Consider the following 24505-nt stretch of genomic DNA (forward strand, 5'->3'; position numbering starts at 1 on the left):
GCGTTGGTGGCGTCGAGTGAGCCCACGGGTCGGGTTTTCCGCGGCTCGGCCGCCCTGGCCGCACACTCGACGCCGCAGCCGCACACTCGACGCCGCAGCCGCACACTCGACGCCACCAACGCACACTCGACGCCGCAACCACCCACTCGAAACCACCAGCGCAACGCTTAGCGCAGCTTCGACGCCGCTCGGGCAGACCGCGGCCGGTCACCGCGGAAACCCCGTACCACATGCGCACGCACGAGATCGGCAACGGCTTCCAGGGCATCGGCGTCGTCCAGATCGCGGACCGGCGACGGCGTGGTGAACAACGAGAACAGGATGCGGGCGAACCACTCGCCGGCCGCCTCGACGTCGAGGTCTTTGCGGACTTCGCCCGTCAGCTTGGCCGCAGCGAGGTAGGGCGCGAAGAAGTCGACGCTTTCGCGCAGCAGTACCGCGGCGTCCTTGGTCAACAACAAGGTGATCGCGTCCGCGTCCACATACGTCGCCGACACGATCTCCCGCCGCGCCCGGGTCACGAATACCGCTGCACAGCAGAGCTTTTCCTCCAACGAGCTCACCCGGCTCATGGCGCGGGCCATCTGGCGGTAGAACTGCTCGGACGCATGTTCGGCGCAGGCTTCGACGATCGCGGCCTTGTCCGGGAAGTACTCGTAGACAGTGCTGCGCGATACATTGGCCAACCTGGCGATATCGACGATGGTCGCCTTCTGCAGGCCGTGCTTGCGGAAACAGGCGTAGGCGGACTCGATGATGAGGTCGCGGGTGTCGGTCGTGGCCGGTTGGGTTGTCACCCGCTCACCCTGCCCGGCGCGAGAATCAGGCCGCTGGTCGGCACCCCGGTTCCCGACGTGACCAGGACATGTTCGACGCCGTCGACCTGATTGCAGGAGGTGCCGCGCACCTGACGAACCGCCTCGGTGATGCCGTTCATGCCGTGGATGTAGGCCTCTCCCAGCAGACCGCCGTTGGTGTTGATCGGCAGCGCCCCGCCCAGCGACAGGTTCTCCACGGTGGCGAAGTCCTTGGCCTCACCGCGCCCGCAGAAGCCGAGCTCCTCGAGCTGAACGAACACAAAAGGCGTGAAATGGTCGTAAAGGAAAGCGGTTTGGATGTCGGCGGGCTTGAGACCCGAATCCCGCCACAGCCGCCGGGCCACCACGCCCATCTCCGGCAGGCCGGTGATGTCGTCGCGGTAGTAGCTGGTCATCATTTCGCCCTCGGCGGCGGCGCCCTGGGCGGCCGCGGTGATCACCGCCGGCGCTTGCCGAAGGTCCCGCGCTCGCTGCGTGCTGGTCACCACCAGCGCCACGCCGCCGTCGCTTTCCTGGCAGCAGTCCAGCAGTCGCAGCACGGGTTCGACGATCCAGCGCGAATTCTGGTGGTCTGCCAACGTGATCGGACGCTGATAGAACCACGCGTCGGGGTTGCGCGCCGCATGGGCACGGTCGACGACGGCGATCGCGCCGAAGTGTTCGTTGGTGACGCCGTAGGCCGACATGTAGCGCTGGGCGTGCAGCGCGACCCATGCTGCCGGGGTGAGCAATCCGAACGGTGCGTAATGCGCCATGAACAGCGGAGTTTCGCTGCTGGTGCGCCCGCTGCCGCCGAACCGCAGGCCGGAACGCTCGTTGAACGCGCGGTAGCACACCACTACGTCGGCCACACCCGTGGCTATCGCCATTGCCGCGTGCGCCACCGTCCCGGCTGCCGCGCCGCCGCCGTGCGGCACCCGGCTGAAGAAGTTGAGGTCGCCGATTCCGACGTTGCGCGCGACGGCGATCTCGTCGCTGGCGTCCATGGTGAAGGTGACCATGCCGTCGACATCGCCGGGCGCCACACCGGCGTCGTCGAGTGCGGCGCTGACCGCCTCGCACGCCAATTGCAGCTCGCTGCGCCCGGACTCCTTGGAGAACTCGGTCTGGCCGATACCGGCGATGGCCGCGGCACCGGCCAGCGAGCCGGTCATGCACCTGCCTTGTCGAGCAGGCTGAGGATGGCGGTGCCGGACACGTGCTTGCCCAGGCTATTGGCGGCCTGGAAGGTCACTTCGACGAAGTTCTCGCCACCTGAGCCGGCCGACTTGCCCGTCACGCTGCCGGTGAAGCGCAGCGGGTCGTCCGGAAAGCACGGTACGCCAAGGCGAATCGAGAGCTTCGTGACCATCGCCTCGGGCCCGGCCCAGTCGGTGAGGAAACGGACGCACAACCCGTTGGTGGTCAGGATGTTCATGAACAGGTTGGGCGAACCCTGCTTGTTGGCGTAGTCACGGTCGTGGTGCACCGGCATGAAGTCCCGCGACGCGATCGCGCCGGCGACGATAACCGTTGCGGTGACCGGGATCTCGAGCGGAGTCAGCTCGTCGCCCAGGGCCACGTCGGCCCATCTCAGAGTAGTGATAGCGGTCACCGAGGTCCTCCCGTGGCTCGCGGGCCGGGCCGGAATTGGTGCAGCACCAGGTCGTTCTCGAAGCTCTGGTAGTACACCTCGACCGGCATCCCGATCGCGACATCGGCCGGATCGATCTGACACAGATTGGACACCAGCCGAACGCCTTCGGCCAGATCCACCAGCACGACGATGTAGGGGTAATCGAAGAACGGAAACCGCGGCTGGTGCGGCATCACGTAGCTGTAGACGGTGCCGCGGCCCGACGACTCGACAGCCGTCCAGTCCAGGGAGCGGCATCCGGGACACATGGGGCGCGGCGGGTGACGCAGCGCTGTGCATCCGTTGCAGCGCTGGATCAGTAGTTTGTGCTCACGCAGGCCGCGCCAAAAGAATTCGGTGTCCGGGCTGATTGCCGGTGCCGGCCGGGTCGCCATCAGCGCTTCGGCCGAAATCGCAGGACCCGGAATCGTTGGCGGCCCAATACCTCTGAATGCTGGTCGGCATAGGTCGTCACCCAGGTGAGGAAGAAGCCGGTGCCCAGCGCGGTCTCCTTTTCGTCGGAGACGTCCTCGTACACCGTCATCGCACTGATCACGTCGCCCAGGCGCGGATAGCGTTCGATCTCGAATTCCGAATTCACCGCCACCGTGCTGGTGTAGCCGGCCTCGTCGAGGAATGCCGTTGGATTGGAAGTGATTTCGGTCGGGGCTCCGCCCCGCTCCCGGATCCCTTCGAGCTTCGGCGCCGGCATTGTCCACGTCTGCAGCATGACCGGCGGTGACACGATGCCGCCGAACCTCGACGTGGCCGCGAACTCCGGATCCAGATACACCGGGTTCATGTCGTCGAGCGCATGCGCCCAGTGCCGAATCATCGGTTGATTGACCGGATCCGGCGCCACCAACGGCTTTCCGGTACCACCGGTGTGCTGCCCGACGAGAGCCCGCAACTTGGCTCGGAACTCGGCTGACGCCACGGCGCCCTCCCGTCGCAGATCGATCAGAGCGAATCCGACACATCCACACAAGATGTTCGCCAATTGTGTTTACTCGTGTACGACATTGCTTGTCAATATGCTTGAAATTGCCGGTAATTCGGGCTGGCACTCGTTGACTCCGAACTGCGACCGGTGTACACCAGGTGTTGATATGACCGATATGCGGTTTGGGGATGCGGATGGCTGAATCACCTCTTGTCGACACCTACCAGCTCTATATTGGCGGACGCTGGGTGGAACCGCACAACGGCCGCTACGACGACATCTCGCCGTCGACTGGCGCGCCGATCGCCACCGCGCCCGACGCCAGCGTCGGCCAGGTCGCCGAGGCGATCGAGGCCGCCCGTCGCGCGTTCGACGAAGGCCCCTGGCCGGCGATGAGCCACCAGCAACGCGCCGCCTGCCTGACTCAGCTCGGCGAGGCGCTGAAACAGCACGCCGACGAGTTCTTCGCGCTCTCCCAGGCCGAATGGGGTTGCACGGCCAACGAGCGCATGATGCAGATCGACAGCGCGTCGTTCATCGCGCAGCGCGCCGGCCAACTCGCTACCACGCTGCGCGAGGAGCCGATCGGATCGGTGGGCGCCGGTGCCACCGTGCTGTGTCACGAGCCGCTGGGTGTCGTCTCGATCCTGACGCCGTGGAACTTCCCGCACAGTCTCAACGTCATGAAGCTCAGCCGGGCCCTGGCGGCCGGCAACACCGTCGTGCTCAAACCGTCGCCGCTGACCCCGCTGGCCGGGTTGGCGCTGGCCAAGATGATCGACGAGCACACCGACATCCCGCCCGGGGTGGTCAACGTCGTCACGCCCGGCAGCATCGAGGCCAGCAAGCTGCTGGCCGTCGACCCGCGAATCGACATGGTCAGCTTCACCGGCAGTTCGGCGGTCGGGCGCGAGGTGATGGCCGCCGCGGCCGGCACCATGAAGCGGGTCCTGCTGGAGTGCGGTGGCAAGTCGGCAAGCATCGTGCTCGACGACGCCGCGCTGACCGACGAGCTGCTGCAGCGGATGCTGTTCGAGTCCTGCCTGTTGCATGCCGGCCAGGCGTGCATCCTGCAGAGCCGGCTGCTGCTGCCCGACGCGATGCACGACGACGTCGTCGACCGGCTGGTGGCGCTGGCGCGCCAGGTGAATGTCGGCGATCCCACCGATCCGGAGGTCCAGATGGGTCCGCTGATCAGCGAGCAACAACGCCAGCGAGTCGAGGGTCTGGTCTCCCTGGCGCTCGCCGACGGCGCCACCCTGGCCACCGGCGGCCGGCGCCCGCCGGCGCTAGCAGCGGGCTTCTATTACGAGCCGACGATCCTGACCGGCTCGACCCCGGACGCCACCATTGCGCAGGAGGAAGTCTTCGGGCCGGTGTTGACCGTCATGCGTTACCGCGACGACGATGAGGCGGTCGCGATCGCCAACAACTCCCAGTACGGCCTGTCCGGCGCGGTGTGGGGCACCGACGCCGAACGTGCCATCGGTGTCGCTCGCCGCATCCGCACCGGCCAGATCGCGGTGAACGGTTTCGGTCCCGGCGACGCGCCGTTCGGCGGTTTCAAGCAGAGCGGCCTGGGTCGCGAGGGCGGGGGAGTCGCCGGCCTGCACCAGTACATGGAGCCCAAGGCGATCGGGATGCCCGTCTGAGGGTGCGCAGCAAAACGCCCGCGCCGGACCCATTCCGGATTGTCACGAGCAAAGTCGCATGCGAAGCTCTCGGGATGGTCGTCGCAATTGCCCGTCCCAAGATCGAAGGAAACATCGCGGTCGGCGAAGATCGCCAGATCGGTTTCGCCGAGTTCGGCGCCCCGCAGGGACGTGCGGTTTTCTGGCTGCACGGCACCCCCGGTGCCCGCCGGCAGATCCCGACCGAGGCCCGGGTCTATGCCGAACACCACAACGTCCGGCTGATCGGCGTCGACCGACCCGGCATCGGCTCGTCGACCCCGCATCAGTACGAGACCATCTCCGCGTTCGCCGACGACATGCGGACCATCGCTGACACCCTCGGAATCGAGAAGATGGCCGTCGTCGGCCTGTCCGGCGGGGGTCCCTACACGCTGGCCTGCGCCGCCGGGCTGCCCGACAAGGTGGTGGCCGCCGGGGTGCTCGGTGGTGTGGCGCCGACGCACGGTCCCGACGCGATCACCGGCGGCGTGATGAACTTCGGCGTGCGGGTGGCGCCGTTGCTCAAGCTGGGCGGTAGCCCGCTGCGGCTTTCCGCCAGCCTGCTGATCCGGGCGGCCCGGCCGGTCGCGTCCCCGGCACTGGACGTGTACGCGCTGCTCTCGCCCCAGGCCGACCGGCATCTGCTGGCCCGTCCCGAGTTCAAGGCGATGTTTCTCGACGACCTGCTCAACGGCAGCCGCAAGCAACTGGCCGCGCCGTTCGCCGACGTCATCGTGTTCGCCCGGGACTGGGGATTCCGGCTCGAGGAGGTGACGGTCCCGGTCCGCTGGTGGCACGGCGACCACGACCACATCATCCCGTTCTCCCATGGGGAGCACGTCGTTTCGCGCCTGCCGAACGCCGAGCTGTTCCACCTTCCAGGGGAAAGCCACCTCGCCGGGCTCGGCCGCGGCGAGGAGATCTTGGCGACCATGATGAAGGTCTGGGACGAGGAGGGCTGACCCATGGCCACGACCAAACCCGTCAGCGCCCCGCCACTGGCGCTCTACCTCACCGATATCCCGCGTGCGGTGGCCGAGTACGGGCAATTGGTCAGTGTGCTCCCGCTGCGCCGGATGCTGCCGGCCGGCGACGGGCACCCGGTGCTGGTGCTGCCCGGCCTGTTGGCCGGGGACGGTTCCACCTGGACGCTGCGGCGGCTGCTGCGCCGCCTCGGGTATCGGGCCCACGGCTGGGGCCTCGGCCGCAACATCGGTCCCACGCCCGAAGCGGTACGCGGCATGGAACTGCGCCTCGAGGAGCTGCACGCCCGTTACGACGTTCCGCTCAGCCTGATCGGCTGGAGTCTGGGCGGCATCTTCGCGCGTGCGCTGGCCCGGCGTCATCCGGCGGCGGTGCGTCAAGTGATCACCCTCGGCAGCCCGTTTCGCATGGAGGATGAGGGCCAGACGCGCGCGACCCCTAGCTTCAAGCGCTACGCCCACCTGCACTCCGAACAGCACGCGCTGCCGTTGAAATCCGAAGCCGAACCCATGCCGGTCCCCACGACAGCGATCTACTCGCGCTTCGACGGCATGGTCGCCTGGCAGACCTGCATCAATCCGCCCGGGCCGCGCAGCGAGAACATCGCGGTACTGGCCAGCCACATCGGTTACGGCCACCATCCGGCGACGGTGTGGGCCATCGCCGACCGGCTGGCGCAACCGCGGGGCAGCTGGACCCCGTTCCGCGCGCCGGTGGTGCTGCGGCCGCTGTTTCCCGGATCGTCGAAGACCGCCGCCGCGGCCGTCGACGACGCTGGGTAGCCTGCTCAGGTGCTGCTGGCCTCACTGAACCCCGATGACCTGACCGCCACCGACATCGCCGACGCGGTCAGCATCGACGGCGTCACGCTCAGTCGCAGTGACCTGCTTGGCGCCGCAACGTCAGTGGCCGAGCGGGTCGCGGGCGCGGACCGGGTCGCGGTGCTAGCCACGCCGACCGCCGCCACGGTGCTGGCCGTCACCGGCTGTCTGCTCGCCGGTGTGCAAGTCGTTCCGGTACCGGCCGACGTCGGCGTGGCCGAACGTCGGCATATGCTGGCCGACTCCGGTGCGCAGGCCTGGCTGGGATCGGTACCCGACGAAACCGAAGGGCTACCGCACATTCCGGTTCGGTTACGCGCCCGGTCCTGGCACCGCTATCCCGAACCGTCACCCGACGACGTCGCGATGGTGATCTACACCTCGGGCACCACCGGCCTGCCCAAGGGCGTGCAGTTGAGCCGGCGCGCGATCGCCGCCGACCTCGACGCGCTGGCCGACGCCTGGCAGTGGACCGCCGATGACGTCCTGGTGCACGGGTTGCCGATGTATCACGTCCACGGCCTGGTCCTCGGTCTGCTCGGCTCGCTGCGCGTCGGAAATCGGTTCGTGCACACCGGAAAACCGACGCCGGCGGGGTACGCCGCGGCAGGCGGCACACTGTATTTCGGGGTGCCGACGGTGTGGTCGCGGGTGGCGGCCGACCAGGCCGCCGCCGAGGCGCTGAAGCCGGCGCGGCTGTTGGTGTCCGGCAGCGCGGCGCTGCCGGTGCCGGTTTTCGACAAGCTGGTCGCGGTCAGCGGGCACCGGCCCATCGAACGCTACGGCGCCTCGGAATCATTGATCACCGTGTCGACCCGGGCCGACGGCGAACGTCGTCCGGGTTGGGTGGGCCTGCCGCTGGCAGGCGTGCGGACCCGGTTGGTCGACGACAACGGTGACCCGGTACCACATGACGGCGAAACCGTTGGCAGGCTTCAGATTCAGGGCCCGACGATGTTCGAGGGCTACCTGAATCGGCCGGATGCCACTGCGGAAGCCTTCGACCCCGACGGGTGGTATCGCACCGGTGACGTCGCGGTCGTCGATGCCGGTGGCATGCACCGCATCGTGGGACGCGAGTCGGTCGACTTGATCAAGTCGGGCGGATTCCGCATCGGCGCAGGCGAAATCGAGACGGTGCTGCTGGGGCATCCGGATGTGGCGGAGGTCGCGGTCGTCGGGTTCCCCGACGCGGACCTGGGCCAGCGCATCGTTGCCTACATCGTCGGCTCGGCCAACCCGGATGACTTGATTCAGTTTGTCGCTCAGCAGCTTTCGGTCCACAAGCGCCCACGTGAGGTGCGAATCGTGGAGTCGCTGCCGCGCAATGCGCTCGGCAAGGTGCTCAAGAAGCAATTGCTGTCGGAAGGCTGAATCGGCTTCGAATTGGCCGCGAATTGGCCGCGAATTGGCTAAGCCGGCACGCCGTCGCTGTGACCTGCGGGCGAGGGGAGTTTGCCGATTTTGGTGCCCCGCCACCTCAAGGCTTCGAGTGCGACGGCGACCTCGACGGAGGTGTGGCTGAGCGGCCGCGGCAGCAGTCGTTGGGCGGACTCGATTCTGCGCAGCAGCGTGTTGCGGTGGGTGTAGAGGCGCTTTGCGGCGCGCGAGGCGTTGCACTGCTCCTTGATGAAGGTCAGCAGCGTCGTCTGCAGCTCCGTGCTTGCCGCTTCCAGGTCTCCCAGCGTGCTGGTGATGAATTCCCCCGCGGCTTGGGGGTTTTGGGTTACCAGGGCGACCATTTGCACGTCGGAGAAGAATGCCACTCGCTGACCTGACTGCAGTCGCGCCAGGGTGCGCTGCGCAGTCAACGCCTCGAGGTGGCTGCGCCGAAAGCCTTCGGTCCCGGTTGCGGTGGTCCCGATGGCGATACGCGCGCCCGGATTGTTGTCGACTGCCTGGTCGATTGCCTGTTCAATCGTGTCGACGTCGAGGTTGGTGGCATCGGCCAGCCACACCCAGCGACTGGCGGCACTGGCGACCACGGTTAGCTGCTGCGCCGATCCCACCGCATGACTGAACGCGTCCGCGGCTCGATCGAGATTTCCGTGGTCGCCGTCGAGTTCGTCGCTCCAGACGATAGCGGCAGTATGGGCCCGATTTAGCGGATAGCCCAATCGACCTTCGGCGCGATCCCGGCTCATCGGGGCGCCCTCGAGAATGAGTCCGATTACTTCGAGTCGCTCCGCATGGCTGCTACGGTTCAGTTCGTCGTGTTCTAGCTGGACCTGCGCGGCGATGCCGACAAGCGTTGCTTCGATGAAGTCGTTGACCGACTTAGCCGACACGTCGAGCAGCTCACGTAGCTCCTCGGGGTCGGAGGTGAGATCGAACGCGATGTGCATCCACAGCCGCCAGGCGATGTACTCCCCAATGCGGTAAACGTCTAGTGCCAATGCATCTAGCCCGCGTCGCACCAGATCTCGGGCCATGCGCAGCGGCTCTGCGCCCAGGTTTGCCGGCACCGGAGCGCCGGGGTCACGAATGTTGGCGGCTGCCCAATGCACCAGGTTGGCGCGGTTGGCTTTTTTGACCACCTTGGCCAGGACTGGATCATTGGCGATGGCAGGATTGGCCGCCACTGTGGCGCGGTCCAATTCTTCGATCCACTGCGGGCCGGGGTTGAGGGCGATCCGGGCTCCTTCGCGGATCAGCTCACGTATTCGCGGCGAGGGTTGTTGCCATGCCACGCGTCGATTCTAGGGGTGGCAGGTGCGCAGTGCACGTCATGTTTCCGGCTGTTGGGGTGGATTTAACCTCTTGTGCCCGTTGGAAGCTGGGATCATAGGTTGTGGGTTTCATCGCCTCTGACATCTCGTTGTGGTGTAGCGCACTGTTGGAGCGGTGGATTCGCGAAACAGAAGCAAGTCGCGCCCGGGCGTAACGCGCCTGCGGCCGTTGAGCACTGAATAACTTGCGTAGCCGTTGGCCGGCTGACCCGCAGATCATGAACGACAATTGAACTCAAGGTAACAAGATATTAAACAAGCTTTTCGCGGCTCCATCAGGGTTCAAACCAGGATGAACAAAATCTCCTGGCGCCGATTCACAGTCGGTACCGGCCCGGCGAAAATCCGAGCGGGTCGCAGGCATCTCGACAAGGCCCCAAATTCACTGCGGCGCAGTGCAATACGTGGATTCTTTGCCGGCTCCGTAGTGGCTTGACCAGAGGCGTCGATGTATCGGATTGGTGCGGCCCGGCTACCGGCTACCCGGTAGCCGGTAGCCACATCTATGCGGCCGACGCCCTGCGATAAATGTCGAGTGTGCATTTTGCACCGTCCGTACCGGCCAATTGAGACGATTTCACCTCCGGACGAGTGGGCGGGTGCGTTTTGCACCTTCGGCCGGGGTTTATTGGGGGAATGAACCTGTTGCTGCCCTTGCGTGTTCGTAACCATTGACGTCAGTTCGTCACCGCCAACGCCAACCCGTGGCGGAGGGCACGAGCCAATGGCGGCTCAAAAGACAAACCTGCATTGCTGGGCGAACGCTCGGTTCCTTTAGGAGGTAAGCGCATGTCTTTTCTGACAGCACAACCAGACGCGTTGGCGGCGGCAGCTGACAACCTCGGGTCCATTGGTGCGGCATTGAGCGCCGGCAATGCCGCTGCAGCCGCCCCGACGACGGGCGTGTTGCCCCCGGCTGCTGACGAGGTATCCGCGCTCGTCGCTGCTCAATTCGCTACGCATGCGGCGATGTTTCAATCGGTGAGCGCCAAGGCCGCCGCCATCCATGAGCAGTTTGTGGCCACTCTTGCGACCAGTGCCGGTTCCTATGCCGCCACGGAGGCCGCCAACGTCGTCGCGGCCCAGTAACGCTGGCCGACGGTATTCGAGCAGAAGGACAAAAAAATGGATTTCGGGGCTTTACCGCCGGAGGTCAACTCCGCCAAGATGTACACCGGCCCAGGTTCGGGCTCGATTCTGGCCGCCGCAGAGGTTTGGGACGGCGTGGCTGTTGACCTGTACAACGCCGCCTCCTCGTTTCAGTCGGTAATCTGGGGACTGCTGGTGGGCCAGTGGCAGGGTCAGTCGGCAATTTTGATGGCTGCGGCGGCCTCGCCGTATGTGGCGTGGATCGGTAGCACCGCAGCGCAGGCCGAGCTGACTGCCAACCAGGCCAGGGCGGCGGCGGCCGCCTACGAGACGGCATTCGCCATGACGGTGCCGCCGCCGGTGATCACTGAAAACCGCATCCAGCTGATGACCCTGATCGCCACCAACCTCTTCGGCCAGAACACCCCGGCAATCGCGGTCACCGAAGCTGAGTACGGCGAGATGTGGGCCCAAGATGCCGCCGCCATGTATGGCTACGCTAGTTCGGCCGCAGTGGCCGCCGAGACGTTGACGCCGTTCGAGGAGGCCCCGGAAATCACGGACGCAGGTGGGCTCGTCGAGCAGGCCGCCGCGGTCGAGGAGGCGACCGACACTGCCGCGGCAAACGAGCTCATGTCCAATGTTCCTCAGGCGCTGCAACAGCTCGCCGAGCCCACCCAGAGCGCTTCGCCTTTGGCAAAGGTGGGAGAACTCTGGAAGACTGTCTCGCCGCACCTGTCGCCGATCAGCAACATCATCTCGATGGTCAACAACCATGTGTCGATGACCAACTCGGGTGTTTCGATGACCAACACCATGAACTCATTGATGAAGGGGCTGATTCCGGAGGCGAAAAAGGCTGTCGAAGGCGCGGTTATGGCTGCCGGAGGCACGCTTCAGGGGCTCGGTCCGTTCGGGGGCGGGTTGGGCAGCGGGCCGGGTTCGTCTGGCCTGGGCGGTGCCGGGGTCACGGCGGGCCTTGGCCGGGCACTTTCAGTCGGCGGACTCTCCGTGCCGAAGGTCTGGGCCGACGCGAACCAAGCGGTCACTCCGGCGGCCCGAGCGCTGCCGCTGACCGCCGTCTCCAGCGCCGCCGAAAGTGGGCCCGGACAGATGCTGGGCGGGCTGCCGCTCGGGCAACTGGCCAACGCCGGTGGTGGCAATGGGGTCAGCAGCGTATTACGGGTAACCCCGAGGCCCTATGTCATGCCACGCACCCCAGCCGCCGGGTAGTGCTTAACGGCGTCACGCACACCCTACTCATCCCCAACGAAAGGCATCTCACGAAGTTAAAAGTCAAGCCGCGAGCTGGAGAGGAGGTGGGAACGCAACGTGTTAGTCGTAGAGCAGGCCGGTGTGCAGGCAGTGGTGAAGTTGACCGAGGAACTTGTTGAACAGGTGTCGTTGGGCTTGTTGGTTCCAGTCTCCGGCGGCTCGGCGGGCGTCGTAGTGGCGGCGTGCTCCTGGGGAGGCGCGCAGCGATCCCAGGGCCCAGATCGGGCCGACAGCGGCCAGGCGCCGGTTCTTGATATGTCTATGCAGTACAACGGCTTTCTTCCCGCTGGCGCGGGTGATGGGGGCGGATCCGGCGAAGGCCTGCAAACCGCGGGCCTCGGCGAAGCGGGAACGGTCATCGCCGATCTCGGCCAACACCCGGGCGCCGGCCAACATCCCCAGACCGGGAAAGCTGGTGATGATCTCGGCGTCCGGGTGTTGCTCAAAATGGCTGATCGCCGCCTCGGCGAGTTCGTCGGCAGCGGTGCAAGCCGCCTCGAACTGGCCCAGCAGCGCGGCGAGGTGGATGCCCATCGCGTTCTCCACGACCGGTGGTTGGTGCAGGTAGGTGTCGGCGAAAACCTGGCGCAGACGTGCGACGTCGCGGTCGAGGTAGCGCTTGCGGCCGGCCTTGATCAGCAGCCGGCGCAGCCGGGCAGGGGTCAGTGTGGCGGCCTGGGCGGGGGTTGGAGCGGCGGTCAGAATGGTGCGGGCGTCGCGGCGGGCCAGCCCGCCGTCGGCCAAGTCGGCGAACGCGACGAGAGCGGCCGGGTAGAAGTCTTTGAGCAGGTCGCGGATCTGATTGCCGATCTGCTGACGCGCCCATACTGCATCTTGTTGGGCCCGAGCGAGGACTCGGATGGCCTGGGCGGCCTCGGTATCGGCGGGCAGCGGTCGGTGCGCTCCGGGGTCGGTCCGCACGATATTGGCCAGCAGAACCGCGTCGGGAGCATCGGATTTGGCCCCCGACAGCGCATACCTGGCCCGGTAGCGAGAGGCCGCCAGCGGGTTGATCGAATAAATCGTCCGGCCGGTCTCGCGCAAGGCCGCCCCCCACAGACCGCGATCGGTCTCGATGCCGACCGGGATCGGTTCAGCGGCGCTGTCGCCGGCTTCGGCCAGCAATGTCAGCAACGCCGCGAACCCCGGCGCGTCGTTGCTGACGCGCCCGCGGGCCACGACATGTACCTCGTCGTCGATAACGGCGACATCGTGATGTTCAGTGGCCCACTCGATTCCACAAAACAGCGACAAGGTGTCATCACTCCTTCAATCAGTAGTCATGCCGTTACCGGTGGACTCACGCGGCGCCCTAATCGCAGGAATCGAAGGTCCGTCATCTCAGTAGCCGTCCGTGACTCCAGCACGCCGCAGGACTTCAGTCCGTCGAAGAGCTCAAGGCTTGGGAACAACCACGGGGAACTCACCCCTGCGGCGGGCTCAGGCAACGGCATCCCACCACCACCGGACAGGATCTGCCGCCAGGCGCGCCGTTCTTTCGTAAGACGTCGAACGCCGGGAAACACCAGGCATCGCCTGACGGCAGACCCCGCAGGAACAGACCCCGGTCAACGACCAGCAACCCATCCCTACGAAACGATTAGGAAACAGTCAAATGACCAGCCGTTTTATGACCGACCCGCACGCGATGCGCGCGATGGCGGGCCGCTTCGAGGTGCACGCTCAGACGGTTGAGGACGAGGCCCGGCGGATGTGGGCGTCCTCGCAGAACATCTCCGGCGCGGGCTGGAGCGGTCTGGCCGAGGCCACCTCGCTGGACACCATGGGCCAGATGAACCAGGCCTTCCGCAACATTGTGAACATGCTGCACGGAGTGCGTGACGGGCTGATCCGCGACGCCAACAACTACGAGCAGCAAGAGCAGGCCTCCCAGCAGATCCTCAGCAGCTAGCCCCGGCCCAATAGCTTCGATTCAGGAGGACAAGACCAATGACCATCAATTACCAGTTCGGCGATGTCGACGCCCACGGCGCTACCATTCGTGCCCAGGCGGCGTCGCTCGAGGCCGAGCACCAGGCCATCGTTCGCGATGTGCTGGCTGCCGGCGACTTCTGGGGCGGCGCCGGTTCGGTGGCCTGCCAGGAGTTCATCACCCAGTTGGGTCGCAACTTCCAGGTGATCTACGAGCAGGCCAACGCCCACGGTCAGAAGGTCCAGGCCGCCGGCAGCAACATGGCGCAGACCGACAGCGCCGTCGGCTCCAGCTGGGCCTAAAAACGAACTTCAGGCGCGGCAGCACACCAACTACCGGGTGTGCTGCCGTGTCCTGCAGTTGACCTGCAGTCGAACAACTGAAAACCCCTGAGGTTAGGCATGGATCAACAGAGCACGCGCACCGATATCACCGTCAACGTCGACGGCTTCTGGATGCTCCAGGCGCTACTGGATATCCGGCACGTTGCGCCCGAACTGCGGTGCCGGCCGTACGTATCCACCGACAACAACGACTGGCTGAATGAGCATCCCGGAATGGCGGTCATGCGCGAGCAGGGCATTGTCGTCGGAGACACGGTCAACGAACAGGTAGCAGCCCGAATGAGGGTGCTCGCCGCGCCCGACCTCGAGGTCGTCGCCCTGCTTTCCCGAGGCAAGTTGCTGTACGGGGTAGTCGATGACGAGAACCAGCCGCCCGGTTCGCGCGACATTCCGGACAACGAATTCCGGGTAGTGCTGGCCCGCCGAGGCCAACACTGGGTGTCCGCGGTGCGGGTGGGCAACGACATCACCGTCGACGACGTCTCGGTAACCGACAGCGCATCGATCGCCGCACTGGTGATAGACGGGCTGGAATCGATTCACCACGCCGACCCAGCTGCGATCAATGCGGTCAACGTGCCTTTGGAGGAGATGCTGGAGGCCACCAAGTCATGGCAGGAATCCGGCTTCAACGTCTTTTCCGGCGGGGACCTCCGGCGAATGGGTATCAGCGCCTCCACGGTGGCCGCGCTGGGCCAGGCATTATCCGATCCTGCAGCCGAGGTCGCGGTTTATGCGCGGCAGTACCGAGACGATGCCAAGGGTCCGAGCGCCTCGGTGCTGTCTCTTAAGGACGGATCTGGTGGGCGCATCGCGCTCTACCAGCAGGCGCGAACCGCGGGCTCCGGGGAGGCGTGGCTGGCTATCTGCCCGGCAACCCCGCAATTGGTGCAAGTCGGGGTGAAGACCGTGTTGGACACGCTGCCGTACGGCGAGTGGAAAACACACAGCAGGGTTTAACAACGCTGTTACCAATAACGAAGTGTTACAACGCTTTCAAACATAGAATGCGAGCCAGATGCGGACCGGGCATACTGCTCTGGTAGCGGCTGCAAAAATTGAAAAGCAAACGTCAACCACAACCATTTAGTCGCGAGGCGAGGCAAATGAATTCGGAGTTGGTCGATCCGCAACTCACCTGGGGTGACGCCTCGGTGAGTACACCGACGGTGCCCCGGGCGCGGCTGAAGTCATGGGCTACCACGTTCGCCACGGCAGGGGGTACAGGACGATGACCGCAGTAGCTGATGCGCCACAGACCGAAATCGAGGGCGTCTCGTCGCCCCGATCAGTCGTCGTCGGCATCATGGCCGGTGTCGGCGTCCAGATCGGCGTGCTGCTGGATGCCAACGCCCCGGTTTCGGTGATGACCGAACCGCTGTTGAAAGTGGTGAACAGTAGGCTCCGAGAGCTTGGCGAGCCTCCCCTCGAGGCCACCGGCCGCGGCCGGTGGGCGTTGTGTCTGGTCGATGGCTCGCCGTTGCGGGCCACGCAGTCGTTGACCGAACAAGAGGTCTATGACGGCGACCGGCTGTGGATCCGTTTCATCCCGGACACCGAGAAGCGGTCGCAAGTCATCGAGCACATCTCCACAGCGGTTGCGTCCAATCTCAGCAAGCGATTCGCCTCGATCGACCCGGTTGTCGCCGTCCAGGTCGGGGCTTCGATGGTGGCCATCGGCGTCGTCCTGGCATCAGGAGTACTCGGCTGGTGGAGGTGGCACCACAACACGTGGTTGACCACCATTTTCGCGTCAGTGGTCGCCGTACTGGTGTTGGCGGTGTCGCTGCTGCTGTTGATGCGCGCCAAGACTGACCCGGATCGCCGTGTTGCCGACATCATGCTGATGAGCGGTCTCGCTCCACTGGCAGTGGCCGCCGCGGCGGCGCCTCCCGGTCCGGTCGGGTCGCCGCAAGCGGTGCTGGGTTTCGGGGTGCTGTCAGTCGCCGCCACGTTGGCGCTGCGATTTACCGGTCGCCGGCTTGGGATCTACACCGCGATCGTCACCATCAGCGCGGTGGCGACGCTTGCGGGTCTGGCCCGGATGGTCGCGGCAGCCAGTGCGGTGACGTTGTTCAGTAGCACGGTGCTGGCCAGCGTCCTGCTCTATCACGCGGCTCCGGCGCTGTCACGGCGGCTGGCCGGGATCCGGCTGCCCGTGTTCCCGTCCGCCACCAGCAGGTGGGTCTTCGAGGCCCGTCCCGACCTGCCCACCACGGTGGTGAGGTCCGGTGGTGGTCCGGCGACCCTCGAAGGGCCGGCGTCGGTACGCGATGTGGTGCTGCAGGCCGAACGTGCCCGGTCATTCCTGAGCGGCCTACTGGTGGGGCTCGGCGTCCTGATGGTGGTATGTCTGACCGCGCTGTGCAATCCGCACACCGGGCAACGCTGGCTGCCGCTGTTGCTTGCCGGATTTGCCGCCGGGTTCCTGCTGTTGCGTGGACGCTCATACGTCGACCGCTGGCAGGCGACCACCCTGGCCGCCACCGGCGTGATCGTCGTCGCCGCGGTGGTTATCCGGTATGCGCTGGTGTTGGCCTCGCCGTTGTCCGTGTCGATCGCCGCGGCCATCCTGGTGCTGCTGCCGGCCGCGGGTCTGACAGCTGCGGCTGTGGTGCCCAACACCATCTATAGCCCGCTGTTCCGCAAGTTCGTGGAATGGATCGAATATCTGTGCTTGATGCCGATCTTCCCGCTGGCATTGTGGTTGATGAATGTCTATGCAGCGATCCGGTACCGGTAACGACAGGTTGCGGCGTGGTCGTGGCCCAGCCGCGGCCGTCGCCGCGATTCTGCTTGCCTCGGGTGCGCTAGCCGGTTTGCCGCCGGCGCATGCGATTTCCCCCCCGACGATCGACCCGGCGGCGTTGCCACCTGATGGTCCGCCCGGCCCCGTCGCCCCGATGAAGCAGAACTCCTACTGCACCGAAGTCGGAACGTTGCCCGGCACCGACTTCCGCTTGCCCCCCAAATACATGGAAATGCTGAACCTCACCGAGGCATGGCAGTTCGGCCGGGGCGAGGGGGTGAAAGTCGCCGTCATCGACACCGGCGTGACGCCGCACCCCAGGTTTCCGCACCTGATTCCCGGCGGCGACTACGTGATGGCCGGCGGTGACGGCTTGTCGGACTGCGATGCTCACGGGACCATCGTGGCGTCGATGATCGGCGCGGCTCCGGCCAATGGGGCGGCGCCGCCTCCGGCGGTTCCGCGCCGGCCCGTCACCATCCCGACCACGGAGAAGCCGCCACCGCCGCAGACCGTGACGCTGTCACCGGTCCCGCCGCAGACCCAGACGATCACCGTGGTTCCGGCTCCACCGTCGGAGGAGGGGGCCCCGGGTGCCGCCCCGGCGCCGGGGCCGGTGCCTCCGGCGGCTCCAGGTCAGGCTCCGGGTCAAGCTCCGGCAGGAACCCACGGTGGTGGAACCGTAACCATCCCGAGCTACTCCGGTGGCCGGCGGGTAGTTGGTGTCGACAACACGAGCCGTCCGCGTCCGCTCGACCCGCCGCCCGCACCAGCTCCGCCGCCCGATGCATTCAGTGGAATCGCCCCGGATGTCGAACTGATTTCCATCCGCCAATCAAGTCAGGCCTTCGGCCTGAAAGACCCGTACACCGGCGATGAAGATCCGCAGACGGCACAAAAGATCGACAATGTCCAGACCATGGCGCGAGCGATCGTGCATGCTGCCAATATGGGTGCTTCGGTGATCAACATCTCCGACGTGACCTGCATGAGCGCGCGCAATGTGATCGATCAACGGGTGTTGGGTGCGGCGGTCCATTACGCGGCAGTCGACAAGAACGCGGTCATCGTGGCCGCGGCCGGCGACAGCAGCAAGAAGGATTGCAAGCAGAACCCGGTTTTCGATCCGTTGCAGCCCAGCGATCCCCGTGACTGGAACGCGGTCACCACGGTGGTGACCCCGTCGTGGTTCAGCGACTACGTCCTGACGGTCGGCGCAGTCGACGCCAATGGTCAGCCGATGAGTCAAATGAGCATCGCGGGGCCATGGGTCTCGATTGCCGCACCGGGGACCGACGTCGTCGGCCTTTCGCCGAGAGACGACGGCTTGATCAACGCGATTGACGGCCCGGACAACACGTTGCTGGTTCCGGCCGGCACCAGTTTCTCCGCCGCGATCGTGTCCGGAGTAGTGGCCCTGGTCCGGGCGAAGTACCCCGAATTGTCGGCCTACCAGATCAAGAACCGATTGATTCACACCGCCAGGCCGCCCGCCCGCGGTGTGGACAACCAGGTCGGCTACGGTGTGGTGGACCCGGTGGCAGCCCTGACCTGGGATGTGCCAGAAGGGCCTGTCCAGCCGCCGAAGCAACTGTCAGCGCCACTGGCGCTGCCGAAACCACCCACCGAACGCAATATGGTTCCGGTTTGGGTGGCGGCCGGGGGATTGACCGGGGCGCTACTGATAGGCGGTGCGGTGTTCGGTACGGCGACATTGATGCGACGATCACGGAAGCAGCGATGAAGGCTCAGCATAGGTTCGGGTTAGCTTTGTCGTGGCCGCGGTTGACGACGGTGTTCCTGGCCGACGTGGTCATACTCGTGGTCGCCAGCCACTTCCCGGACTCATGGCAAGGCCAGTACCGCGTCGCATGGTGGGTCGGGGTGGGCCTTGCGGTGGTGCTGACACTGTTGTCGATCGTCACTTATCACGGGATCACCGTGACCTCGGGTATCGCCACCTGGGTGTGGGACTGGTCGGCCGATCCGGGTACGGCACTGGGCGCGGGATGTACGCCGGCGATCGATCACCAGCGCCACTTCGGACGTGACACCGTCGGAGTGCGTGAATATCAGGGCCAGTTGGTCACGGTGATCGAGGTCGACGGTGGTGAGGGCGACCAGCCTGGCCGACATCGTCATCGGACCTCGCAGTCGGCGGTGTTGCCGGTGAGCGCGGTTGCTGAAAACTTGCGACAATTCGACATCCAACTCGATGGCATCGACATCGTGTCGGTGGAAGTGCGCGGCGGCGCCGAGGCCGCCAAAGCGTCGGCTTCGTTGGACGAGTGGGGTCCTGAGGACTGGGGAATGGTGGGGGACAAACCCGCCGCCAACCGGCGCCGTACCTGGTTGGTGTTACGGATGGATCCGCAGCGCAACGTGGCCGCGGTCGCCTCCCGTGATTCGTTGGCCGCGACTTTGGTTGCGGCTACCGAGCGGCTGGTTCAGGATCTGGACGGTCAAACCTGTGCCGCGCGGCCGCTGACCGCTGATGAGTTGGCCGAGGTAGACAGCGCGGTGTTGGCAGATTTGGAGCCAACCTGGAGCCGGCCGGGTTGGCGTCGTCTCAAGCATTTCAACGGATTCGTCACCAGTTTCTGGGTGACGCCGTCAGATATCAGTTCCGATGCGCTGGACCACCTGTGGTTGCCTGACACCCCGGAAGTGGGCGCCACTGTGATCACGGTACGGCTGACGATGCGAGCCGGTCGGCCGCAGATGTCGGCGTGGGTTCGCTATCACAGCGATTCACGTCTGCCCAAGGAGCTCACGCCGGGGCTCAACCGCCTCACCGGGCGTCAGTTGGCGGCCGTGCGCGCGAGCCTGCCGGTGCCGGGGAAACGTTCCCGACTGGTCGTGCCCAGTCGCGAACTGCGTGACTACGACGAGCTTGAACTGCCTGTGGATCAAGTACAGGAGCACGCAACGAGCTCGCCCGCAGGGCAATGACTCGCCCGCAGTCAACCGCTGAAGATGCCCGCAACGCCCTGGTCGCCGGTCTGCTCGCCTCTGGAATCTCGGTCAATAGCCTGCAGCCCAGCCACAACCCACAAGTGGCAGCGCAAATGTTCACCACCGCCACCAAATTGGATCCGGGCATGTGCGATGCCTGGCTGGCCCGGATCCTCGCCGGCGACCAGAGCATCGAGGTGCTCGCCGGCGCCTGGGCGGCGGTCAGGACATTCGGTTGGGAGACCCGCCGTCTCGGCGTGACGGACCTACAGTTCCGTCCCGAGGTCTCCGACGGGTTGTTTCTGCGGCTGGCCGTCACCAGCGTTGATTCGCTGGCATGCGCATACGCTGCGGTCCTCGCCGAGAACAGGCGTTACCAGGAGGCGGCCGAACTACTCGACGCCACCGACCCCCGCCATCCTTTCGACACCGAGCTGGTCAGCTATGTGCGGGGCGTGCTCTACTTCCGCACCAAACGCTGGCCCGATGTGCTCAACCAGTTTCCCGAGGCAACGCCCTGGCGTCACCCGGAACTGAAGGCCGCCGGCGCGGCGATGGCCACCACCGCGTTGGCGTCACTGGGCGTGTTCGAGGAGGCGTTCCGGCGAGCGCAAGAAGCCATTGAAGGGGACCGGGTGCCCGGTGCGGCCAACATTGCGCTCTACACGCAGGGCATGTGCTTGCGGCATGTCGGCCGCGAGGAGGAAGCCGTTGAACTGTTGCGCCGGGTGTATTCGCGCGACCCCAAGTTCACCCCGGCCCGCGAGGCTCTGGACAATCCCAACTTCCGGCTGGTACTGACCGATCCGGAAACGATTGAGGCGCGCAAAGATCCGTGGGATCCGGATAGTGCGCCGACCCGCGCCCAAACTGAGGCTGCTCGCCATGCCGAGATGGCCGCGAAGTATTTGGCTGAAGGGGACGCCGAGCTGAATGCGATGCTCGGCATGGAAAAGGCCAAGAAAGAAATCAAACTCATCAAGGCGACGACCAAGGTGAACTTGGCGCGGGCCAAGATGGGGCTTCCCGTCCCGGTGACATCGCGTCACACCTTGTTATTGGGGCCGCCGGGTACTGGAAAGACTTCGGTGGCAAGGGCATTCACCAAGCAGCTCTGCGGGTTGACGGTATTGCGCAAGCCGCTGGTGGTGGAGACCAGTCGTACCAAGTTGTTGGGCCGGTACATGGCCGATGCGGAGAAGAACACCGAAGAAATGCTCGAGGGTGCGCTGGGTGGCGCGGTTTTCTTCGACGAGATGCACACTCTGCACGAGCGTGGCTATTCCCAGGGTGATCCCTACGGCAACGCGATCATCAACACCCTGCTGATTTACATGGAGAACCACCGCGACGAGCTCGTGGTCTTCGGCGCCGGTTATGCCAAGGCGATGGAGAAGATGCTCGAAGTGAATCAGGGTCTGCGACGGCGGTTTTCGACCGTAATCGAGTTCTTCAGCTATACCCCGCAAGAATTGATCGCGCTGACCCGGTTGATGGGCCAGGAGAACGAAGACGTCATCACCGACGCGGCAGCCCAGGTGTTACTGCCGTCGTACACCAAGTTCTACAACGACCAGACCTACTCCGAAGACGGTGATCTGATCCGGGGCATCGACATGCTCGGCAACGCCGGCTTCGTGCGCAATGTCGTCGAGAAAGCCCGTGATCACCGTAGTTTCCGCTTGGACGACGCAGATCTGGATGCTGTACTGAACAGCGATCTGACCGATTTCAGCGAGCACCAGATGCTCCGATTCAAGGAGCTGACCCGCGAGGACCTTGCCGAAGGCCTCAGCGCTGCAGTGGCGGAGAAGAAGACGACGAGTTAGCCGAGATGTAGCCGTCTGGTTGGCCGCCAACAGCTAACCTTACGACCCGGACACTAGCCCAGCGTGCCGCCATCGTAACCGGATTCCCGTGCGGGAAAGCTCGACCTGTCTGCTGAGTCACCCCGCCGTGGAACGACGACGGTGACCCACTGCCCGGGGTACCACTGCCGGACGGCGGTACCGGTGTGAGCTTGCGTTTCCGCACGGAAAAAGGATATTGACCCACGCCGCCGGTAAGCGGGTCGAGATTTTCCCGATGCTACCCCTATGGGTTAGGTCCAACTGGCTTCCGGGGCGGCTGTGGCCGGATACGCTGTGTGGTGCTAAAAGCTCGGACGACCGGGGTGGCGCTCCTGGCAAATTCGCGAGGGTGACTTCATCCGGGATATTGCTACCACTGTGGCACCCCGACGTGCCCCGATCGTGACAGGAGGTGGGCTGAACGGACCCGATCAATCGCGTGCCCCATGAAAGTTATGACCACTCACCCCGATCTGGTCACGGCGCTTTGTCCGCCGTCTGAATCGGCTGGCGCCGAGTACCCCGGCGCGCGCTACGTAACACGTACGTGCTCTCGGTAACACCCCGACACCACCCACAGCGGCGAGGCTCCGTAGCCGGGTTGGACTATCCCCCAAGAGGAGAAAGTCCGATGTATTTGCTTGGCACACCACCGGAATCGCTGCACACCACCGCCGGCGACGTAACCGCGGTGAGCGCAACACGATTCGCCGCCCACGAGCAACGAGCAGTCGTGGAGGCTGCCACTGATCACAAATCGCGCACGGCCGCCACGCCGAAGGACGTTGGTCGCCACACCACGACCGATGCCGCCCACGCGGCCACCGAAGCCCTAGTCGGTTAAGGGAGGTGAAGGCGATGGATTTCGGAGCGCTTCCACCGGAAGTCAATTCGCTGCGGATGTATTCGGGACCGGGATCGGCGCCCCTGCTGGCTGCTGTCGCGGCCTGGGATGGGCTGGCAGCGGAACTGCGTTCGACGGCAGCCTCATACGACGCAGTGATCTCGGAGCTGACCGGCGAAGGCTGGCTGGGGCCCGCATCGGCATCGATGGCGGCCGCAGTCACCCCATACATGGGGTGGATGAGCATCACGGGCATCCAGGCCGAGCAGACTGCCGCTCAGGCAGCAGCGGCGGCGGGTGCATTCGAGGCCGCTTTTGCGATGACGGTGCCGCCGGCTGTTGTCGCGGCCAACCGAGCTCGGTTGATGATGCTGGTCGCCACCAATATCTTCGGCCAGAACACACCCGCGATCGCGGCCACCGAGGCCGAGTACGGCGAAATGTGGGCGCAGGATGCGGCGGCGATGTATGGCTACGCTGCCGGCGCCGCGGCGGCCGCGACGCTGACACCGTTTACCGAGCCGGCGCAGACTACGAACCCAGTTGGGCCGGCCGGCCAGGCAGCGGCCGTCGCACAAGCGGCGGGCAGTGCGGCGGGCACACTGACACAGTCGGAGCTGCCGCAATTGATGTCGGCAGTGCCGTCTGCGCTCCAAGGACTCGCGTCGCCGGCGTCGGCCCTATCGGGCGCTGCAGCCGCCAATCCTGCGGCCGCCCTTCCGGTGCCAGGCGGCATACTCGCCGATATCTTGAATTTCCTGGACGGCAACGACGGCAACCCCTACGGAATCTTTCTCAACTCCTCGCTGGTCAACGGCTTCACTTCAGCCGGGTACGTAAGTCCGGACCTGATCACCCCGGCAATCACCGGGGCAATGGCCGACCTCAATTCGCTGCAGGCCGGCGGGCTGCCGGTCATCTCGCCACCCGACAGCGGCCATTTCAACTTCCCCGCATTGGCCTCGACGTCGGCCCCGGCGCCGGCGCCGACAAGTGTGAGCAGCGTTGTGACCGGGCTCAATCGCGCGGCGCTGGTCGGTCGATTGTCCGTGCCGGAGAGCTGGACGGCGGCCACCCAGGTGGTGAACCACGCCGGTGCCGCCGCCCCGGGTGGTGGTTGGACCAGCACGGCCAGTGTCCCCGACGCCGCAGCCGGCACACCTGGCGTGCCCGGGATGCCCGCCCCAGGTGTTTACGGACACAGCTTCGGCAGCGGCCCCCGGTACGGGTTCAGGCCGACGATTATGTCCCGGCCCCCCGCCGCGGGCTGACGACGAGGCCGATGTTCGCGGTGAAGTTCGCAGGCAAGGACGCCCAGGTGCCGGCCGGTCCACAAGGCTCCGGTGCCGGTGTCCCGCAACGAGACCCGGATCCTGGCCGGGGCAGTTGGTCCGGCTCGTCATCATCGGCGTTGTCGCCAGGATATCGCCAGCGCAGCCCTGAGTGTTCCGGGATGCCTTGTCGCACAGGCGGTTTGCGACCAGACATCGGTACGGCCGGCTTGACCGGTCACCGCAATATGCGTGAGTTGCCATACCGCCACCTGATACGACGAATAGTTGCCGGCTGTCTAACCAGCAGGGTATTGCCGTTATCGGCGGGTTGGGTTGACTCCCATCGCCACAAGTGTCACCATTGCCCTTGCATGCACCTCGCTAGGTGAGGCGTCTGCACGGATACAGGCCACTGACCTCGAACGTCGAAAGACGCCCAGGGTCAGGACAGCTCTTCCCGGCTTAAGGGTTGAGCCCAAGTGGCTTCCGGCTTTGGCTAGCTGGATACGCCGTGTGGTGCCAAAGCTCTGACGAGAGGGGTGCCGTGCCCAGTTGTTCTGCTGGGCTCTCACCCGTGTGCAGTTTGCCTGGCATCCCCGTGTGCCCTGG

The 24505-nt window shown here is 65.5% G+C and carries 22 protein-coding genes and 1 riboswitch; of the genes, 15 read left to right on the top strand and 7 right to left on the bottom strand.

The features are described 5' to 3' along the window. Nucleotides 1-167: 167 nt before the first annotated feature. The 5 genes from BST40_RS06655 to BST40_RS06675 are packed head-to-tail and all read right to left on the bottom strand — an operon-like array spanning nt 168 to nt 3370. Nucleotides 168-797: a TetR/AcrR family transcriptional regulator gene (locus tag BST40_RS06655; RefSeq protein WP_075549590.1), complete on the bottom strand. Its 630-nt coding sequence runs from the start codon at nt 795-797 to the stop codon at nt 168-170. Next, on the bottom strand, nt 794-1972 hold the full coding sequence (locus tag BST40_RS06660) for a lipid-transfer protein (RefSeq protein WP_075549591.1): 1179 nt from the start codon (nt 1970-1972) through the stop codon (nt 794-796). The genes BST40_RS06655 and BST40_RS06660 overlap by 4 nt, the downstream gene beginning before the upstream one ends. After that, nucleotides 1969-2412 (bottom strand): MaoC family dehydratase, encoded by a 444-nt coding sequence (locus tag BST40_RS06665; protein ID WP_075549592.1) that lies wholly within the window; start codon nt 2410-2412, stop codon nt 1969-1971. Before BST40_RS06665 ends, BST40_RS06660 begins: the two co-directional genes overlap by 4 nt. Further along, on the bottom strand, nt 2409-2828 hold the full coding sequence (locus BST40_RS06670) for a Zn-ribbon domain-containing OB-fold protein (protein ID WP_075549593.1): 420 nt from the start codon (nt 2826-2828) through the stop codon (nt 2409-2411). The genes BST40_RS06665 and BST40_RS06670 overlap by 4 nt, the downstream gene beginning before the upstream one ends. Beyond that, nucleotides 2828-3370: an FAS1-like dehydratase domain-containing protein gene (locus BST40_RS06675; protein WP_075549602.1), complete on the bottom strand. Its 543-nt coding sequence runs from the start codon at nt 3368-3370 to the stop codon at nt 2828-2830. Before BST40_RS06675 ends, BST40_RS06670 begins: the two co-directional genes overlap by 1 nt. Nucleotides 3371-3570: 200 nt before the next feature. On the opposite strand from BST40_RS06675, the gene BST40_RS06680 reads away from it, so the two are divergent. The 4 genes from BST40_RS06680 to BST40_RS06695 all read left to right on the top strand — a co-directional run bounded on the left by BST40_RS06680 (nt 3571) and on the right by BST40_RS06695 (nt 8228). After that, nucleotides 3571-5028 (top strand): aldehyde dehydrogenase family protein, encoded by a 1458-nt coding sequence (locus BST40_RS06680; RefSeq protein ID WP_075549603.1) that lies wholly within the window; start codon nt 3571-3573, stop codon nt 5026-5028. Between the two features lie 74 nt (nt 5029-5102). Further along, on the top strand, nt 5103-6011 hold the full coding sequence (locus BST40_RS06685) for an alpha/beta fold hydrolase (RefSeq protein WP_075549594.1): 909 nt from the start codon (nt 5103-5105) through the stop codon (nt 6009-6011). 3 nt (nt 6012-6014) lie between these two features. Next, a complete protein-coding gene (locus tag BST40_RS06690; RefSeq protein WP_075549595.1) occupies nt 6015-6815 on the top strand; it encodes an esterase/lipase family protein in 801 nt (266 codons plus the stop codon). A 9-nt stretch (nt 6816-6824) separates the two neighbouring features. Beyond that, nucleotides 6825-8228, top strand: a complete 1404-nt coding sequence (locus BST40_RS06695) for an acyl-CoA synthetase (protein WP_083134892.1) — start codon at nt 6825-6827, stop codon at nt 8226-8228. Between the two features lie 38 nt (nt 8229-8266). On the opposite strand, the gene BST40_RS06700 is transcribed toward BST40_RS06695, so the two are convergent. Beyond that, nucleotides 8267-9544: an Rv1453 family transcriptional regulator gene (locus BST40_RS06700; protein WP_075549597.1), complete on the bottom strand. Its 1278-nt coding sequence runs from the start codon at nt 9542-9544 to the stop codon at nt 8267-8269. A gap of 828 nt (nt 9545-10372) precedes the next feature. Here BST40_RS06700 and BST40_RS06705 point away from each other — a divergent pair. Together BST40_RS06705 and BST40_RS06710 are read left to right on the top strand one after the other, a co-directional pair. Further along, the gene (locus BST40_RS06705; protein ID WP_075549598.1) at nt 10373-10672 is read left to right on the top strand and encodes a PE family protein; all 300 of its coding nucleotides are present in this window, start codon (nt 10373-10375) and stop codon (nt 10670-10672) included. A gap of 36 nt (nt 10673-10708) precedes the next feature. Further along, nucleotides 10709-11905, top strand: a complete 1197-nt coding sequence (locus BST40_RS06710) for a PPE family protein (protein ID WP_075549599.1) — start codon at nt 10709-10711, stop codon at nt 11903-11905. A gap of 102 nt (nt 11906-12007) precedes the next feature. On the opposite strand, the gene BST40_RS06715 is transcribed toward BST40_RS06710, so the two are convergent. After that, on the bottom strand, nt 12008-13195 hold the full coding sequence (locus tag BST40_RS06715; protein WP_083153849.1) for an IS110 family RNA-guided transposase: 1188 nt from the start codon (nt 13193-13195) through the stop codon (nt 12008-12010). 367 nt (nt 13196-13562) lie between these two features. Here BST40_RS06715 and esxW point away from each other — a divergent pair, with 367 nt between their 5' ends. The 9 genes from esxW to BST40_RS06765 all read left to right on the top strand — a co-directional run bounded on the left by esxW (nt 13563) and on the right by BST40_RS06765 (nt 23893). Continuing rightward, nucleotides 13563-13859 (top strand): type VII secretion system protein EsxW, encoded by a 297-nt coding sequence (esxW, locus tag BST40_RS06725; RefSeq protein ID WP_036403122.1) that lies wholly within the window; start codon nt 13563-13565, stop codon nt 13857-13859. 38 nt (nt 13860-13897) lie between these two features. Next, a complete protein-coding gene (locus BST40_RS06730; RefSeq protein WP_023363993.1) occupies nt 13898-14182 on the top strand; it encodes a WXG100 family type VII secretion target in 285 nt (94 codons plus the stop codon). A gap of 99 nt (nt 14183-14281) precedes the next feature. Further along, nucleotides 14282-15184, top strand: a complete 903-nt coding sequence (locus BST40_RS06735; RefSeq protein WP_023363995.1) for an ESX secretion-associated protein EspG — start codon at nt 14282-14284, stop codon at nt 15182-15184. Between the two features lie 271 nt (nt 15185-15455). Next, nucleotides 15456-16967, top strand: a complete 1512-nt coding sequence (eccD, locus tag BST40_RS06740; protein WP_075546629.1) for a type VII secretion integral membrane protein EccD — start codon at nt 15456-15458, stop codon at nt 16965-16967. After that, complete coding sequence (gene mycP / locus BST40_RS06745; protein WP_075546628.1) at nt 16945-18717, top strand: type VII secretion-associated serine protease mycosin; 1773 nt, start codon at nt 16945-16947, stop codon at nt 18715-18717. Before eccD ends, mycP begins: the two co-directional genes overlap by 23 nt. Then, on the top strand, nt 18714-19925 hold the full coding sequence (gene eccE, locus BST40_RS06750) for a type VII secretion protein EccE (RefSeq protein WP_075546627.1): 1212 nt from the start codon (nt 18714-18716) through the stop codon (nt 19923-19925). Before mycP ends, eccE begins: the two co-directional genes overlap by 4 nt. Continuing rightward, nucleotides 19922-21757 (top strand): type VII secretion AAA-ATPase EccA, encoded by a 1836-nt coding sequence (eccA, locus tag BST40_RS06755; protein WP_075546626.1) that lies wholly within the window; start codon nt 19922-19924, stop codon nt 21755-21757. Before eccE ends, eccA begins: the two co-directional genes overlap by 4 nt. A 652-nt stretch (nt 21758-22409) precedes the next feature. Continuing rightward, nucleotides 22410-22622, top strand: a complete 213-nt coding sequence (locus tag BST40_RS06760; protein WP_083153835.1) for a hypothetical protein — start codon at nt 22410-22412, stop codon at nt 22620-22622. A gap of 14 nt (nt 22623-22636) precedes the next feature. Then, nucleotides 22637-23893 carry a PPE family protein gene (locus BST40_RS06765; protein WP_075546624.1) on the top strand — a complete coding sequence of 419 codons (1257 nt, stop codon included), beginning with the start codon at nt 22637-22639 and terminating at the stop codon, nt 23891-23893. Nucleotides 23894-24266: 373 nt separating this feature from the next. After that, nucleotides 24267-24442, top strand: a riboswitch (M-box (ykoK) riboswitch). Nucleotides 24443-24505: the final 63 nt, after the last annotated feature.

This window comes from Mycobacterium persicum (genome assembly GCF_002086675.1).
Lineage (GTDB): Bacteria > Actinomycetota > Actinomycetes > Mycobacteriales > Mycobacteriaceae > Mycobacterium > Mycobacterium persicum.

Excerpts from the sequence above, each read along its gene's own strand:
- BST40_RS06670 (WP_075549593.1), bottom strand. The coding sequence starts at position 2,828 with ATGGCGACCCGGCCGGCACCGGCAATCAGCCCGGACACCGAATTCTTT.
- BST40_RS06690 (WP_075549595.1), top strand. The coding sequence starts at position 6,015 with ATGGCCACGACCAAACCCGTCAGCGCCCCGCCACTGGCGCTCTACCTC.
- BST40_RS06685 (WP_075549594.1), top strand. The coding sequence starts at position 5,103 with ATGGTCGTCGCAATTGCCCGTCCCAAGATCGAAGGAAACATCGCGGTC.
- BST40_RS06705 (WP_075549598.1), top strand. The coding sequence starts at position 10,373 with ATGTCTTTTCTGACAGCACAACCAGACGCGTTGGCGGCGGCAGCTGAC.
- eccE (WP_075546627.1), top strand. The coding sequence starts at position 18,714 with ATGAAGGCTCAGCATAGGTTCGGGTTAGCTTTGTCGTGGCCGCGGTTG.
- BST40_RS06660 (WP_075549591.1), bottom strand. The coding sequence starts at position 1,972 with ATGACCGGCTCGCTGGCCGGTGCCGCGGCCATCGCCGGTATCGGCCAG.
- BST40_RS06765 (WP_075546624.1), top strand. The coding sequence starts at position 22,637 with ATGGATTTCGGAGCGCTTCCACCGGAAGTCAATTCGCTGCGGATGTAT.
- eccD (WP_075546629.1), top strand. The coding sequence starts at position 15,456 with ATGACCGCAGTAGCTGATGCGCCACAGACCGAAATCGAGGGCGTCTCG.
- BST40_RS06730 (WP_023363993.1), top strand. The coding sequence starts at position 13,898 with ATGACCATCAATTACCAGTTCGGCGATGTCGACGCCCACGGCGCTACC.
- BST40_RS06760 (WP_083153835.1), top strand. The coding sequence starts at position 22,410 with ATGTATTTGCTTGGCACACCACCGGAATCGCTGCACACCACCGCCGGC.
- esxW (WP_036403122.1), top strand. The coding sequence starts at position 13,563 with ATGACCAGCCGTTTTATGACCGACCCGCACGCGATGCGCGCGATGGCG.
- eccA (WP_075546626.1), top strand. The coding sequence starts at position 19,922 with ATGACTCGCCCGCAGTCAACCGCTGAAGATGCCCGCAACGCCCTGGTC.
- BST40_RS06735 (WP_023363995.1), top strand. The coding sequence starts at position 14,282 with ATGGATCAACAGAGCACGCGCACCGATATCACCGTCAACGTCGACGGC.
- BST40_RS06680 (WP_075549603.1), top strand. The coding sequence starts at position 3,571 with ATGGCTGAATCACCTCTTGTCGACACCTACCAGCTCTATATTGGCGGA.
- BST40_RS06710 (WP_075549599.1), top strand. The coding sequence starts at position 10,709 with ATGGATTTCGGGGCTTTACCGCCGGAGGTCAACTCCGCCAAGATGTAC.
- mycP (WP_075546628.1), top strand. The coding sequence starts at position 16,945 with ATGCAGCGATCCGGTACCGGTAACGACAGGTTGCGGCGTGGTCGTGGC.